Annotated in this window: 11 protein-coding genes; 5 read left to right on the top strand and 6 right to left on the bottom strand. The window is 61.1% G+C overall.

Annotated elements, in window-relative coordinates:
- The first annotated feature begins 26 nt into the window (after positions 1-26).
- Positions 27-950, top strand: a complete 924-nt coding sequence (locus CIW50_RS27425) for a replication initiator protein A (RefSeq protein WP_149534321.1) — start codon at positions 27-29, stop codon at positions 948-950.
- A 634-nt stretch (positions 951-1,584) separates the two neighbouring features.
- Here the strand turns inward: CIW50_RS27425 and CIW50_RS27420 are convergent.
- The 3 genes from CIW50_RS27420 to CIW50_RS27410 are packed head-to-tail and all read right to left on the bottom strand — an operon-like array spanning position 1,585 to position 4,795.
- Positions 1,585-2,508, bottom strand: coding sequence for an efflux RND transporter periplasmic adaptor subunit (locus CIW50_RS27420; protein WP_149534320.1), 924 nt, complete (start codon positions 2,506-2,508; stop codon positions 1,585-1,587).
- Positions 2,505-2,723, bottom strand: a complete 219-nt coding sequence (locus CIW50_RS27415) for a DUF1656 domain-containing protein (RefSeq protein ID WP_149534319.1) — start codon at positions 2,721-2,723, stop codon at positions 2,505-2,507. Before CIW50_RS27415 ends, CIW50_RS27420 begins: the two co-directional genes overlap by 4 nt.
- A complete protein-coding gene (locus tag CIW50_RS27410; protein ID WP_172980484.1) occupies positions 2,720-4,795 on the bottom strand; it encodes an FUSC family protein in 2,076 nt (691 codons plus the stop codon). Before CIW50_RS27410 ends, CIW50_RS27415 begins: the two co-directional genes overlap by 4 nt.
- A gap of 95 nt (positions 4,796-4,890) precedes the next feature.
- Between CIW50_RS27410 and CIW50_RS27405 the strand changes: the two genes are divergently transcribed.
- Complete coding sequence (locus CIW50_RS27405; protein ID WP_149534317.1) at positions 4,891-5,745, top strand: AraC family transcriptional regulator; 855 nt, start codon at positions 4,891-4,893, stop codon at positions 5,743-5,745.
- A 40-nt stretch (positions 5,746-5,785) separates the two neighbouring features.
- Here the strand turns inward: CIW50_RS27405 and ribB are convergent, their stop codons facing one another.
- The 3 genes from ribB to CIW50_RS27390 all read right to left on the bottom strand — a co-directional run bounded on the left by ribB (position 5,786) and on the right by CIW50_RS27390 (position 9,332).
- A complete protein-coding gene (gene ribB, locus CIW50_RS27400; RefSeq protein ID WP_149534316.1) occupies positions 5,786-6,862 on the bottom strand; it encodes a 3,4-dihydroxy-2-butanone-4-phosphate synthase in 1,077 nt (358 codons plus the stop codon).
- A gap of 137 nt (positions 6,863-6,999) precedes the next feature.
- Positions 7,000-7,773, bottom strand: a complete 774-nt coding sequence (locus tag CIW50_RS27395) for an Lrp/AsnC family transcriptional regulator (RefSeq protein ID WP_246664482.1) — start codon at positions 7,771-7,773, stop codon at positions 7,000-7,002.
- 140 nt (positions 7,774-7,913) lie between these two features.
- On the bottom strand, positions 7,914-9,332 hold the full coding sequence (locus CIW50_RS27390) for a helix-turn-helix domain-containing protein (protein WP_149534315.1): 1,419 nt from the start codon (positions 9,330-9,332) through the stop codon (positions 7,914-7,916).
- A gap of 146 nt (positions 9,333-9,478) precedes the next feature.
- On the opposite strand from CIW50_RS27390, the gene CIW50_RS27385 reads away from it, so the two are divergent.
- From CIW50_RS27385 to CIW50_RS27375, 3 genes are read left to right on the top strand one after another with little or no spacing between them, the layout of a single operon-like run.
- On the top strand, positions 9,479-10,999 hold the full coding sequence (locus CIW50_RS27385) for an acyl-CoA carboxylase subunit beta (RefSeq protein ID WP_502707551.1): 1,521 nt from the start codon (positions 9,479-9,481) through the stop codon (positions 10,997-10,999).
- A gap of 8 nt (positions 11,000-11,007) precedes the next feature.
- On the top strand, positions 11,008-13,023 hold the full coding sequence (locus tag CIW50_RS27380) for an acetyl-CoA carboxylase biotin carboxylase subunit (RefSeq protein WP_149534313.1): 2,016 nt from the start codon (positions 11,008-11,010) through the stop codon (positions 13,021-13,023).
- A complete protein-coding gene (locus CIW50_RS27375; RefSeq protein WP_149534312.1) occupies positions 13,020-14,882 on the top strand; it encodes a methylmalonyl-CoA mutase subunit beta in 1,863 nt (620 codons plus the stop codon). Before CIW50_RS27380 ends, CIW50_RS27375 begins: the two co-directional genes overlap by 4 nt.
- Positions 14,883-14,937 lie beyond the last annotated feature (55 nt).

Raw genomic sequence — 14,937 nt, 5'->3', positions numbered from 1 at the left:
AAGGCGCGCCGTTAAGGAGACGCGCCATGAGGAAGAATCGCCTAGTTGTGCACTCAGATCCAGACGATGTACCGAGAGGCTTCGACATCAGCGAGGCGTTCGGCAGTCGAGCCGAATACGAGGAATTTGCGAGTCGCGCTTTGGTTGAGGAGGCTGCCGGCGCTGTAGATCTCGGTTGCAGGGTCGACGTCGGCCAAGCGCGTTACGACGGGTTGCGCATGATGATGGTGCTGATGGAGCACCCCTTCTTTGCGCTCTCGCGGCGCAAGACGCCAATCGAATATCAAACCAAAGATGGATCGATTTTCGTGCGAGTAGAGCCCGGTCCGCAGGGCATGGCGACGATTTACGATGCGGATGTGATGATGTTCATCATCGATTTGCTCGCGACGTCCGACCACAGCGTTGACCGGGAGCTCGCCTTCAGGCCTGGCGAATATCTGCGAGCCGTTGGAGCTGCGACCAGTGGAAGCCAGTATGCGTCCTTGGCGGACGCTGTGACACGGCTGAAGACGACCAAGGTGACGACGAACGCCCGGTCCGACGGCAAATCAGGATCGGTGGTCACTTTCTCGTGGCTCGAGGCCGCGGAACAGCTTGGCCGAAACTGGCAAGTGACGTTACCGGCGTGGATTGTGGAAGGGGCTCGGTCATCGACGCTCCTAAAAGTATCGCAAACCTACTTCGAATTGCGGGGCGTCAGCCGAGCGATCTATCTCGTGGCTAGGAAGCACCTCGGCCACCAGTCTTCTTGGCGAATTGGTACCTCGAGGCTTTGGGCGAAGTTAGGCAGCAACGACGGCCTTTCGCAGTTCCGGCATAAGCTTGGGAAGCTCGCAGCCGCAAATCAACTGCCTGACTTCCATTTGGCTTGGGAAGCTGGGCCGGATGGCATGCTGACGATCACTCCGCGCGAGATCGCACCGCCAAATCCGCGTATCGTCATTTGAGAAATGTAAACGCCGGCTTGGGCGGGGAATTCGTCATTCGAGAAATCCGGCGGCGGGATGCCGGCTAAACATCTAATCTCTAGCCTGTTTTGTGTGTTTCCTTTGCCCTTTTTCTCTTGTCCTTGCCCATACCCATCGTGAAGGCATAGCTGGACCAGTCCCTGCAAAAGCAGGGCGCCGCACCAGGTAATGGTCTCCGCATATGCGTGCCATCGCTTGGCCCTCCTGTCGCGCCATTCGCAGGAGAGTTTGCTCGCTACTTAACGGTGATCATTGGCTCACCGGTGGCTGGGCTTCGAGCTTTCGCGGTGCCCTCGGGATATAGCCACGTCCCCACAGTACCCTAGACTTTATCGCGCTGCCGTATTGCGCCGACCACGATAAGCCGTCCGGATGGACTAGTACGCCTAATCTGGTCACAGAATTTACGCTGTCAACTGCTTGCGTGATCTTTAGTGCGCATGCGAGTCAGCTCGACTGCAGGATCCGGGGGCGTCAGAGGGTTCACGATGAACGAGAGTCCGTTCGGGATGCCGATTTTCGCCTGCACGGGTCGCCGCGATGGGGGCATTGGATAGCATAGCATCGCCGTATTTTCTAAGAGTGCGGCCTGTCCGCTGATTTTGATGGAAGGTCAAAGCTGTTCGCCGATTAACGAGCGAATATCAAAGCTCGCGCTCTGCTTTGACCGCATTCTTTGGTCCCTCACCTGTACCGTAGCGGTCATTCCGACGACCAAACCTTCGCGATCTTCTCTCTTGATACGGATCCGGACCGGAATGCGCTGTGCGAGCCTGACCCATGAGAAGGTCGGATTGACGCTGGCAAGCAGGCTTGCCCCCGAACTCCTGTCCCGGTCCTCGATGCCGCCGGCGATACTTTCGACCTGCCCGGCCAGGACCGCTCCGCCCATCAACCTTACATCGACGGCGTCGTCGACATGGATGCGGGGCAGTTTGGTTTCTTCGAAATAGCCTTCGACGCGCACAGTGTCGGTGTCGATCAAAGCCATGATGCCGCGCCCGGCTGCCAGATAGGCGCCCGGCCGCAAATCAAAATTGGTGACGCGGCCATTCACGGGCGCGCGGATTTCCGAGCGGTTAAGATTGAGGCGCGCGATGTCGAGGTCGGCGACGGCCTGACTATAGGTCGCCTTGGCCTGCAAGTCCGCCGCGCGGATCGTCTCGCGCTGTTGCTGCGACACGACGCCTTCGCTCAGTTTTTCGTAGCGTGCATGATCGCTGGCCGCCTTCTCTGCGGCGGCTTCGCGGTTCGCCAGGGCGGCCTCCGCCTGCCGGACGGCAAGGCGGAAACGTTCGGTGTCCAGTCGCAGCATTATGTCGCCCTTGCGGACGAGGTGATTGTCCTGGATCAGCACCTCTTCGACGAGACCGGACACATCGGGCGCCACGGCGATGATGTCGGCGCGAACGCGGCCGTCCCGGGTCCAAGGAGCATTCTCATAGTGCTCCCACATGCCGACGCCGATTGGCACCGCTACACCCATCGCCAAAGTGGTGAGCAAAATTCGTGGAAGAAATGAACCAATTGTCCTCATGACGGCAGCTTTCCCAGAATGGAGTAGGAGATGTTGATCAGGATCACGAAGATGGCGAAGTCGAACAGCGCCGGGTGCCAGGCAAATTTCCGGACATCAATGACGGCGAGTCTGCGAAGCGTCGCGGAAGTCGCGAAGCAGATGACAAGCGCACAAACACAGGCCAGAGCGAAAGTCGGCACATAGACGCCTGCAATGGAGATTTCCTCGTTCATCGAACGACCTCGCTGGATGAGGGAACATGGGCCTGTGGAAAAAGCGTGCGACGCAGGCCCACCAGCGCGAGCCGTCGCTTTTTGTGGATGGTCGGCTCGTCGATCTCGCCGCTCAGCGCGCTGTCGATCGCTGTCAGGAGGGCGTGCGCATCATCGGGCCTCAGTTCCGCATTGCCACGCGCAAGCCAGCGGAACGCGCGCGACAGCAAGGGCAGAAGCTGCGAAAGTTCGTGGTCGCCGTGCATGTCCTCGACGGCGGATTGCTTCAGAGCCATCAGGTCGAGGCCGATCTGCAGCGCGGCCAGCGAACGGGGCGCTTCCGCTCCGATGTCGGTGCCGGAGGCGACCAGGCGAGGGATGATCAGTCCGAAGCGATCGAACATAATGCCGACCCATCGCGCGCGGCTCATCGGCCGGCGTGCGGCGGCTAGCCTCGCCAGGTCGGCCCAGCCAAGGCGCAGCAGACGCTGCGCTGCACGTGATGCCGATAGCGAACGCAGCCAGCGTATGGCGAGGAACGCTGCCATGAGCCCGATCAGCGCAGCTGCATTGCCGTTGATGAACACGGCGAGATCGGCGCTGAATTTATTTTGCAGATCGAGCGCGCTGATCAGGCCGAGGCCCAGCGCCAGTGCCTTGATGAAATGGCGGGGATTCGCTTGCAGATAGCCGATGATGAGGAAGGTTGGCGCTAGCGAGAACACCAGCATTGGAAAGCCCGTAATGGCCGGGAAGATCAGGAATAAATAGATGGCGGCGATCGGCAGGCAGGCCAGCGTCCAGAGCGCGTACGAGATCAATGTCGGGGCGGGGTCGTCGAGGCTGCTGTAAAGCGCCGCGGCGATCGCGGCGATCTGTGCGGCGACACCGCCTTCCGGCCACGCCGTCGCAATCCAGACTGCGCAGCAGCCCGCCACGGCGATAAAGAGAGCAGCGACCGACAAGGCGGCGAGACCGGGATCGCGATGCAGATGCCGGCGTGCTTTGGCATGCGGACATTGGCCTTTGTCTTTTCGCGCGGAGGCCGGCGAAGTGCCGTGCAGAGCTGCGGAAATGCTATTGGCGGAGGCGAGCGCATCGATCAAGGTGGACAGTCTGGTGACCGTGCTGGCTTCAAGAAGGCGATCCCAAATCTTGGTATCGCCGCTCGCGACTGCTCCGAATCTTTCGCATCTGGCGATCAGGTCTTTCGCATCCACCAAGGATCGATCCGGATCTCGTGCCCAGTCGGCGAGGTCTGCCAGCAGGCCGTTTAATTCGGCCGAGCGCAGCTCGCCCATGGCCGCGAGGCTGTCCTCGACCGCCAGCAGCATCGGCAACACCAGTGCGAGCTGGTTCTGAACGGCGCTGATGGCGCGCGGCTCCGGCTTTCTTGCGGCGGTGTCGTAGCGCAGATGCGTCGACAGGATGTCGAGCTGGGTGATGTCGGCAGCCAGTTTCCAACGACCCGGATCCGGAACGTTGCTAGCGCGCGCCGACAGCACATCGCTCGTCAGTGCGAAGGCGTCGGCGACGGCGGCGCGCACCAGTTTTAGAACGGGGCGCGTGACATCGCTCGGGAACAGCAGCGTGTGCACCAGCGTCGCGCAGCTGATCCCGAGCAGGATTTCCTCGACCCGCGACAGCGCGGTATCGAACACCATGGCCGGCGCGTTCACGCTGGAAAAGGCGACGGTAGTAGCGGTGTAACCGGCCAGCAGGAAGACATAGCTGCGCGGGGTGCGGTCCTGCAGGGAGATGTAAAGGCACAGTCCAGCAAAGGCGGTGACAGCGACCGACAACAGTGCCGGCTGATCGACCAGCACCGGTACCAGGGCTAGAGCTGCGCAAGCGCCAAGCAAGGTTCCGAGAAAGCGATAGGCGGCGCGCGACCGAACCGCTCCGACGAAGGGCTGCGCGGTCAGATAGACGGTGAGCATCGCCCAATAGGGACGCTGCAGGCCGAGGCGAAAGGCGAGATAGATCGCCAGCATCGCCGCGATGAACGAATTCGCCGAGAACAGCGCCCATTTGGGGTCGAGTTGGCCCAGCGGTGCGGCGGCGAGAATCCGAGACAGAAGTGATTTTGGCATGGTCCTGAGCTTCCGTGGAGCAAGCATCCAGACCATAGGCATTGCTGTGTCGCGTGAATTTCGATACTCTGCCAATTAATTGCTAAGGTATGACAATGCGCGGGACGCTTCATCAGCACTACCGTCTATTCGACCCTGATAGTCTGGACCGTCCAATCGTAGCGAGGATGGTGGATACGCAGGAGAAAGAGGACGAGCTACCGGTTCATACCCACCGCAAGGGGCAGCTCGTCCTCGCGCAGCGCGGAGGAGTGACCTGCGAGGTACCGAGCGGGCTGTGGATGGTCCCACCGCGCTGCGGTGTCTGGATCCCGGGCGGCATGCCGCACAGCAACCGGGTCACCGCAAATGCCAGCCTGCTCTTTCTCTATGTGGACATGGAAGCCGCGGGCCTGCCGCAAGAATGCTGCACCCTCTCGATCACGCCGCTGCTGCATGAACTGATCCTCCGCATGGCGACGCTACCGCCGCTTTACGATCCGCAGGGGCCTCTCGCTCAGATCGCGGCGGTGCTCCTGAACGAACTGATCGCCCTGCCGACCGAAAGGTTGCATCTGCCAATCACGCGTCATTCAAAACTACGCTTCATAGCCGACGCCTTGATAGACGATCCCGCCGATCGCCGGACCGTGGCGGAATGGGCGGAAGCAGCGGCGCTCGGCGAGCGGACGCTGATGCGTCTCGTGGTCACCGAAACAGGCATGACCTTCAGCCGCTGGCGCCAACAGCTTCAGATCATCGTCGCCATCCAGAAACTGTCTGCTGGAGACACGGTTCAGTCCGTATCGGGCGCTTTAGGTTATGAGTCGGTGAGCGCTTTCATCACCATGTTTAAGAAGGCGCTCGGAAAGTCGCCAGCCCGCTACTTCTCCGACCGCGGGGCCGATCAGACGCGCGTGGACCCGGCTGGTGGTGTGCTGCCGGCCTCGCCGGATGCCTGGAGCCTCTGACGTGGTCATCGGGATGTTCGCCATAACCGAATTCGTGCAATCAGAGCGACTCGTTCCGGACGATCTCGATGCCGAAGCCCGACAATCCCCTGAAGTGATGGGTTGAGGAGGTGAGATGACGGATGGACGTGATCCTCAGATCGCGCAGGATCTGGGCGCCCACACCAATTTCGCGCCACTGCCTGTTGCGATCATCCTCTTGCGATGAGGCCGACGCCAGCGGCGCCGGGGGGACGCCCGCTGCGCCATCGCGCAGATAGACAAGCACGCCGCTGCCATTATCCTTGAAGCGATGCAGGACGACATTCATCTTCGCCTGTTCCTGACCCGAAAATAGGTCGCGCAGGATGTTCGGCTTGTAGAAGCGCGTGAGGACGTTGGTGCCGTCGCCGATATCGCCATAGACGTAAGCGACATGATGGATGGGATCGAACGGAGAGCGATAGGAATAGCCCTGCAACGGGCCGATTGGGCTGTCCGCGGTGACGCTCGATACGCGTTCGATCAGCGTCTCGCGGGCTTGCCTGAAGCGGATCAGATCAGCGATGGTGACACGTTTCAGTCTGTGCCTCTCGGCAAATGCCGCGACCTGCACTCCCTTCATGACCGAGCCATCGTCATTCATCAGCTCGCTGATCACGCCGACCGGTTCGAGTTTAGCTAGTTTGCACAGATCGACAGCGGCTTCGGTGTGGCCCGATCGCATAAGCACACCTCCCTCTTTCGCGATCAGCGGAAAGACGTGGCCGGGCCGGGAAAAATCGCTGGCGCCGGCATTAAGATTAGCGAGCGCGCGGCAGCATGACGCCCGCTCCTCAGCTGAGATACCCGTCCCATCATCCGGCCGGTAGTCCACCGATACGGTAAAAGCAGTCGTATGCGCTGAGTCGTTGTTCACGACCATGGGGTCAAGGCGCAGACGCCTCGCGTGGTCGGCCGTAATCGGCGCGCAGACGATTCCCGATGTATGCCGGATGATGAATGCCATCTTTTCGGCCGTACAGAGGGATGCGGCAACGACAAGATCGCCCTCGCCCTCGCGGTCATCGTCGTCGGTCACGACGATGATCTCGCCTTCGGCAAAGGCGCGCAGTACCGTGTTGACTGATGCCGCCATTGAAAGATCTCACCCGCGACGATGTTGGAACGATAGTTCGGTGGTCAAGCAGCTGGATCCGCATATGGCGCCTGCGAGATCACACACGCCTATTCAAGCATGGATCGAGGCCATCCAAGATGGTTGTCACGATCGCTTCATAGCCTTCCCGCGCAATAGCTGGGGTAACGGGCATCGATGCCGACTGGCGCATCCGATAGCGATGAACTCGTTGCGTCGCATCGAGGTTTCGTCGTTCGCTCAAGAGATCGGGATGAGCTGCGGCATACCTTCACGACAACCGGATGATTGGTATCGAGCGGCAGAACGGTCTTGTGGGAAATGCGTTTGAGCGCGAGATTGGACCGAATGCTGGAAACGCCGGGGATACGTGAAAGCTTGTTGACGATGAGATCCTCGAGATCTTCGATGTCGGACACCATGACACGCAGCATGTAGTCGCTGTCGCCCGTCATCAGATAACATTCCATGACCTGCGCCAGGCGATCGATGACCCGTGTAAACGCTTCCAGCGAGGTCTGGACCTGCTTTTCGAGTTTAATCTGGATGAACGCGGTCACTGCAATGCCAAGTAATGCAGGATCGAGAATGGCGATACGGCGGTCGATCACGCCGAGTTTTTCGAGCGTCTTGACGCGTGCGAGACATGGCGACGGTGAAAGATTGACGCGCGACGCGAGTTCGACATTGGTCAAGCTCGCGTTCTGCTGAAGTTCGTTCAGAATCTTGATGTCTATCCTGTCGAGAGAGGTCGTCATCATCGCGTGTCTCCCAAAACTAACAGTTTTCAATCCGGACCGGTCGCTCGCGTTACGAGGCCGAGTGACAACCGAATGACAAATGGTAACCTCAGGCGCGCCGATGGAATTTCGACAAAATGCCGACTTGTGTCGAAAAACAGTCAAAGTCATTTTTGTGCATTGCGGTCGATTGGCTGATTGCTTATTTTCGAGCCATTTTTTGCATATTCGATGCGCAGTATAGTTGCCGGTTAGGCGTGAACGCGTGCGCAAACTTCGCAGTGTCGGCGAGCCAATAGGCTGATCATCAATCAGCTCTCGGGACCGTGCACGATCCGATACGGTAGAATATCCCTGACATCAGGATCGATTGACAGTTTGCTTTTGAGCGGGGGGACGGCACGCTGCGAGCAACTCACCCGCTCGCAGATCCGGCACGAGATGCCGATCGGGTCGTACGCGGCCCTGTTAGTGAGGTCGAGCCCATCCGCATAGACGAAGTCCTTCGCATAAGAAATTTCGCATCCAAGGGCGATCGCATAGCGTGGACGCGGGGCTTCGAATCCTCCACGTGCTTTCGATAATTCCGTGGCTACGCATAAGAAGCGGACGCCGTCCGGCGTCTCGGCGAGCTGCCTGATGATCTGGCTCGGTGTCTCGAAGGCCTGGTGGGCGTTCCAGAGCGGGCAGGCGGCGCCATAGCGTGCGAATTGCAATTTGGCGGCGCTATGGCGCTTGGTGATGTTGCCGGCGCGGTCCACCCGCGCAAAGAACACGGGCACGCCCTTATGGCCCGGGCGCTGCAATGTGGAAAGGCGGTGGCCCACCTGCTCTAGGCTGGCGTCGAACCGGATTGCGATCAATTCGAGATCGTGCCGGAGCTCCTTGGCGGCTTGCAGGAACCGGCGATAGGGGAGCAGAAGCGCGCCCGCAAAATAGTTGCGAAGGCCGGCCGCACAGACATTGCGCGCATCTGCCGACCGGAAGGTGGCTTTGCCGACGATCTCGCCGATCCGCTCTTCCTCTTCGAGAACTGCAATCTGGAGTGCGATCTGGAAATTGCGGGTCGGTGCCGGAAGATAGGGGCTCAGAAATAGCGTCCGGGACGCGCGGTCGAAGCGCCGCTGCGAGGTCTCGTGAGGAGCGCCTCGCCGGATTTGAACATTGTGGTGGGATGCCAGATGGTCGACCAGGGCCTGTGTAACGTTCTCATCAGGAATGCCCAGACGGTCGGCAAGTGCCTCGGCCGCCATATCGAGATCATGGACGTAATTGTCCACGAGGTGGAAGAAGTCGCGGATTTCCTCATAAGCGGTCGGTTCGCCGGCGCCATTTGCGGATTGTCCGTCGATACTGGCCAGCTGTTCGCTGTTTCGCTTATAGGCCCGGTGCGAATTGAGCAAAGCCTGCGCGAAACCGGGCGCATTTTGCGCGACCAATTTCAGCTCATGAATGCTGGGATTGTAGGAGGCAAAGACCGGATCCGCCAATGCTTCGGTGAGCATCGACAGAATTCTGTCGCTGTCGTTGAGCGAAAATGCGTCGAGGTCGATCTGAAAACGCTCCGCCAGCAGAACCAGGACCGAGGCGGAGACCGGCCGTTGGTTGTTTTCGATCTGGTTGAGATAGCTCGTGGAAATCCCAAGCCGCTCCGCAAAGCCGGACTGGCTGAGCCGCCGGCTTTCCCGGATCTCGCGGACCTTTCGGCCGATGAAAAGTTTGCCCACCATTCGCAAATTCGCAAATTGCAATTCGCAATTTCATAACATGCTCATATGCGCCCGTTCAACTCTGTTCCTGACGTTCTCGCTGAAGTAGTGCGACACGCTCAGATCTTGCAAACCGGAACAGCGTGGAGCGGCGATTGACGACGACCATGGAATCACTCGCAGCGCGTCGGGCAGGCGCCAAACTGGGCGGCGGCGAGAAGCGCATCGAGTCGCAGCACAGCAAGGGCAAGCTGACCGCCCGCGAGCGCATTGAGCTGCTGCTCGACAAGGGGTCGTTCGAGGAGTTCGACATGTTCGTCGAACACCGCTCCGTGGAATTTGGCATGGATAAGTCCAGGATTCCCGGCGACGGCGTCGTCACTGGCTGGGGCACCGTCAACGGCCGCAAGACCTTCGTCTTCGCCAAGGATTTTACCGTGTTCGGTGGCTCGCTATCCGAGACCCACGCGCTCAAGATCACCAAGCTGCAGGACATGGCGATGAAGGCGCGGGCGCCGATCATCGGTCTCTATGACGCGGGTGGCGCGCGCATCCAGGAGGGCGTCGCGGCGCTCGCCGGTTACTCCTACGTATTCCGCCGCAACGTGCAGGCCTCGGGCGTGATCCCGCAGATCTCGGTCATCATGGGCCCCTGCGCCGGCGGCGACGTCTACTCGCCGGCCATGACCGACTTCATCTTCATGGTGAAGAACACCAGCTACATGTTCGTCACCGGCCCGGACGTGGTGAAGACCGTCACCAATGAGGTGGTCACCGCCGAGGAACTCGGCGGCGCCAGCGTGCATGCGACGAAATCCTCGATCGCCGACGGCGCCTTCGAGAATGACGTCGAGACGCTGTTGCAGATGCGCCGGCTGATCGACTTCCTGCCAGCCAACAACACCGAAGGCGTGCCGGAATGGCCGAGCTTCGACGACATCGAGCGCACGGATTTGTCGCTCGACACGCTGATCCCCGACAATCCCAACAAGCCCTATGACATGAAGGAGCTGATCCTGAAGATCGTGGACGAGGGCGACTTCTTCGAGATCGCGGAAACCTTCGCCAAGAACATCGTCACAGGTTTTGGCCGCATCGCCGGCAAGACGGTGGGCTTCGTCGCCAACCAGCCGATGGTGCTGGCCGGCGTGCTCGACAGCGACGCTTCGCGCAAGGCTGCGCGCTTCGTACGCTTCTGCGACGCCTTCAACATTCCGATCGTGACCTTCGTCGACGTGCCGGGTTTCCTGCCGGGCACCGCGCAGGAATATGGTGGCCTCATCAAACACGGCGCCAAGCTGCTGTTCGCCTACAGCCAGTGCACCGTCCCTTTGGTGACCGTGATCACCCGCAAGGCCTATGGCGGCGCCTTCGACGTGATGGCCTCGAAGGAAATCGGCGCCGACATGAACTATGCCTGGCCGACCGCGCAGATCGCCGTGATGGGCGCCAAGGGCGCGGTGGAGATCATCTTCCGCCAGGACATTGGCGACGCCGACAAGATTGCCGCGCGCACCAAGGAATATGAAGACCGCTTCCTGTCACCCTTCGTCGCCGCCGAGCGCGGCTATATCGACGACGTGATCATGCCGCACTCCACCCGCAAGCGCATCGCCCGCGCGCTGGCGATGCTGAAGGACAAGCATCTGGAAGTGCCGATGAAGAAGCACGACAATATGCCGTTGTGAGGCCAAAAGTGTTCAAAAAAATTCTGATCGCCAATCGCGGCGAGATCGCCTGCCGGGTCATCAAGTCGGCCCGCAAGATGGGTATCAAGACCGTCGCCGTCTATTCGGAAGCCGATCGCGATGCGCTCCATGTCGAGATGGCCGATGAGGCTGTCTTCATTGGGCCGCCTGCCGCGGCCGAGAGCTATCTCCTGATCGAGAAGATCGTCGAGGCCTGCAAGGCGACCGGCGCCGAAGCCGTGCATCCCGGCTACGGCTTCCTGTCCGAGCGCGAGGCGTTCCCGCGCGCGCTGGAAGCGGCCGGAATCGTTTTCATCGGCCCGAACCCCGGCGCCATCGCCGCGATGGGCGACAAGATCGAGTCCAAGAAGGCTGCGGCCAAGGCCAACGTCTCGACGGTGCCGGGCTATCTCGGTGTCATCGAGGACGAGAAGCACGCGGTCAAGATCGCCGACGAGATCGGCTATCCCGTAATGATCAAGGCCTCCGCCGGCGGCGGCGGCAAGGGCATGCGCATCGCGCATTCGACCTCGGAAGTGGCTGAAGGTTTCAATCTCGCCAAGGCCGAGGCGAAGTCCTCGTTCGGCGACGACCGTGTCTTCATCGAGAAGTTCATCGTCGATCCCCGCCACATCGAAATCCAGGTGCTCGGCGACAAGCACGGCAACGTGATCTATCTCGGCGAGCGCGAATGTTCGATCCAGCGCCGCAACCAGAAAGTCATCGAGGAAGCGCCGTCGCCGCTGCTCGACGAGACCACCCGCCGCAAGATGGGCGAACAGGCCGTGGCTCTCGCCAAGGCCGTGAATTACGACTCGGCCGGCACCGTGGAATTCGTCGCCGGTCAGGACAAGAGCTTCTACTTCCTCGAAATGAACACCCGTCTGCAGGTCGAACATCCCGTGACTGAACTCGTCACCGGCGTCGACCTCGTCGAGCAGATGATCCGCGTCGCTGCCGGCGAGAAGCTGCAGCTTGCGCAGAAGGACGTCACGCTGACCGGCTGGGCGGTGGAATCCCGCGTCTATGCGGAAGATCCGTTCCGCAACTTCCTGCCGTCCATCGGCCGTCTAGTGAAGTATCGCCCGCCGGCCGAGAGCAAGTCCGACAACATCACCGTGCGCAACGACACCGGCGTGCAGGAGGGCGGCGAGATCTCGATCTATTACGATCCGATGATCGCCAAGCTCGTGACCCACGCGCCGTCGCGCGCCGCCGCCATCGAGGCGCAATCTCACGCGCTCGACGCCTTCTATATCGACGGCATCCGCCATAACATTCCGTTCCTGTCGGCGCTGATGAGCCATCCGCGCTGGCGCGAGGGCAATCTCTCCACAGGCTTCATCGCTGAGGAGTTCCCGAAGGGTTTTGCCGCGCGGGCGCCGGAGGGTGAAGTCGCCCGTCGCATCGCCGCTGTGGCCGCTGCCGTCGACTCCATCTACGGCGAGCGCAAGCGGCAGATTTCCGGCCAGTTGATAGGTCGTCCGGTGACCCGTGCCGGTCGCCGCGCCGTCTGGCTCGAGCGTGAGGAAGTACTGCTCGACATCGCCCGCGATGGTGACGGGGCCACGGTTGCCTATATCGGCGCGGACGGCAAAGCCGGCAACGCGCATCGCGTGGTGTCGTCGTGGAAGCCCGGCGTGCCGGTCTGGGATGGCACCATCGATGGCGATCACGTCGCCATGCAGGTGCGCCCGATGGCGTCCGGCATCCGCATCGCCCATCAGGGCTACGAGGTCGCGGTCAATGTCTTCACCGAGGCCGAAGCGGCGGCCGCGCGCCTGATGCCGGTTGGCGTCAAGGCTGATACCGGCAAGAAGCTGCTATGCCCGATGCCGGGCCTCGTGGTGTCGATCGCCGTGACCGAAGGTCAAGACGTCAAGATCGGCGAGACTCTTGCCGTTGTGGAGGCGATGAAGATGCAGAACGTGCTGCGGGCCGAACGCGACGGCACCGTCAAGAAGATCCACGCCGCTGCCGGCGCCACATTGGCGGTGGACACGCTCATTCTTGAATTCGCATGAACCATCGTGACGATAGATTTATACGCCCGGAATGGGCCCACTTCGACGCTGCCCAGTGGCGCAAACTGGTGGATGGCGTGCTCAAAGGTGCACCGTTCGAGAAGCTGATCGGCAAGACCTATAACGGCATTGCCACCCGTCCGCTCTATGAACGTGCGGTCGATGTGCAATCGATCGCCGGCCGCCCCGCTGCCGCACCATGGCAGATCATGCAGCGGATCGATCATCCCGACGCCGCCGCGTCGAACGGGCAGGCGCTGCACGATCTCGAAAACGGTGCCACCGGTCTCGCATTGGTGCTTGAAGGTGCCATTGGCGCCCGCGGCTTCGGCCTGCCGGCCAACCAGGACAGCATCTCGACTTTGCTCAACGGCATCTATCCCGACGCCGGCGTTGGCTTCGAACTTCATGCCGGCCCGCAATCGCGCATGGCAGCGACCTGGCTCGCCGACGCCATCAAGGTCCAGGGCTTTGATCCAAAAAAGTGCGACATCCGTTTCGGCCTCGATCCGATCGGCGCCTGCGCGGTGTGGGGCGCGGGCGTCCAGGACTGCGACGAGATCGCGCCTGCTGTCACCGATGTGGTGAGGAAGCTCGACGATGACGGTTTTAGGGGCCCGTTCATGGTCGCCGATGGCCGCGTCATCCATGATGCCGGCGGCTCGGAGGTGCAGGAACTCGCTTACACATTGGCGGTGATGCTGGCCTATCTGCGCAAGCTCGACGGAGCCGGCTTTGCGCTGGAGATGGCGCGGTGCATGGTCTATGCGCGCCTTGCCTCTGATGCCGACCAGTTTCTAACGATGGCAAAATTTCGCTCTCTGCGCTTGTTGTGGGCGCGTATCGAGGAAGGTTGTGGGGTGAGGCCGAAGCCGCTCTTTATTGCCGCAGAAACCGCATGGCGCATGATGACCCAGCGCGATTCCGCGGTGAACATGCTGCGCGCCACCATGGCGACATTTTCCGCCGGGCTTGCTGGCGCCAACTCGGTCTGCGTGCTGCCTCATACGCTCGCGCTCGGCCTGCCGGATTCTGGCGCTCGCCGCATCGCGCGCAACACGCAGCTGATCCTGCTGGAAGAGGCCAATCTCGCCAAGGTCACCGATCCTGCCGCTGGTGCTGGCGGCATCGAAACACTGACACGCGAATTCTGCGACGCGGCATGGGCGTTGTTCCAAGAGATCGAGAAAGCCGGCGGCGCCTTCGCCGCTCTTAGCGCCAATCTGATCCAGTCGAAGGTCGCAGTTACCGGCGCCGCGCGCCAAGCCGCTGTCGGCAAGCGCATCGATGTCCTGACCGGCACTAGCGAGTTCCCCAATCTGCACGAAACCCGCGCTGCGGTGTTGAAGGCCAAGCGGATCTTCGCGAGACGCCGTGACGACAACGAGATCAAGTTTCCGCCGCTGGAGCCGATCCGCCTTGCCGAACCGTTCGAGGCGCTGCGCGACAAATCCGATCAGCTGCTCGCCCGCAACGGTGTGCGGCCGCAGGTGTTTCTCGCCAATCTCGGCACGTCCGCCGATTTCACCGCACGCGCGAGCTTCGCCAAGGGCTTCTTCGAAACCGGGGGCATCGAGGCCGTCCATAGCGAGGGCTTCGCCGATCCCGCAGCCTTAGCTAACGCATTCAAGGCGACGGGGCTGGCAATCGCTTGTCTGTGCTCCTCGGACAAGCAATATCCCGCTCATGCCGCGGCAGCGGCGAACGCGCTACAGGCGGCGGGTGCTCGCCATATCTATCTCGCCGGTAACCCCGGTGATCTTGAGGCCGAGCTGCGTGCAGCTGGCGTGCAGGACTTCATCTTTGCCGGCAAGGATGCACTCGGCGTTCTAACCGACGCCTTCGGTGAGTTGACATGATATCGGCCAATATCATCGATCACGTTGGCACGCACCCCTTCAATCACGAAGGCTG

This window comes from Tardiphaga sp. P9-11, from assembly GCF_008329525.1.
Taxonomy (GTDB): domain Bacteria; phylum Pseudomonadota; class Alphaproteobacteria; order Rhizobiales; family Xanthobacteraceae; genus Tardiphaga.
Note: the sequence above shows the minus strand (reverse complement) of the source record. Positions and strands in the feature narration are given on the sequence as shown.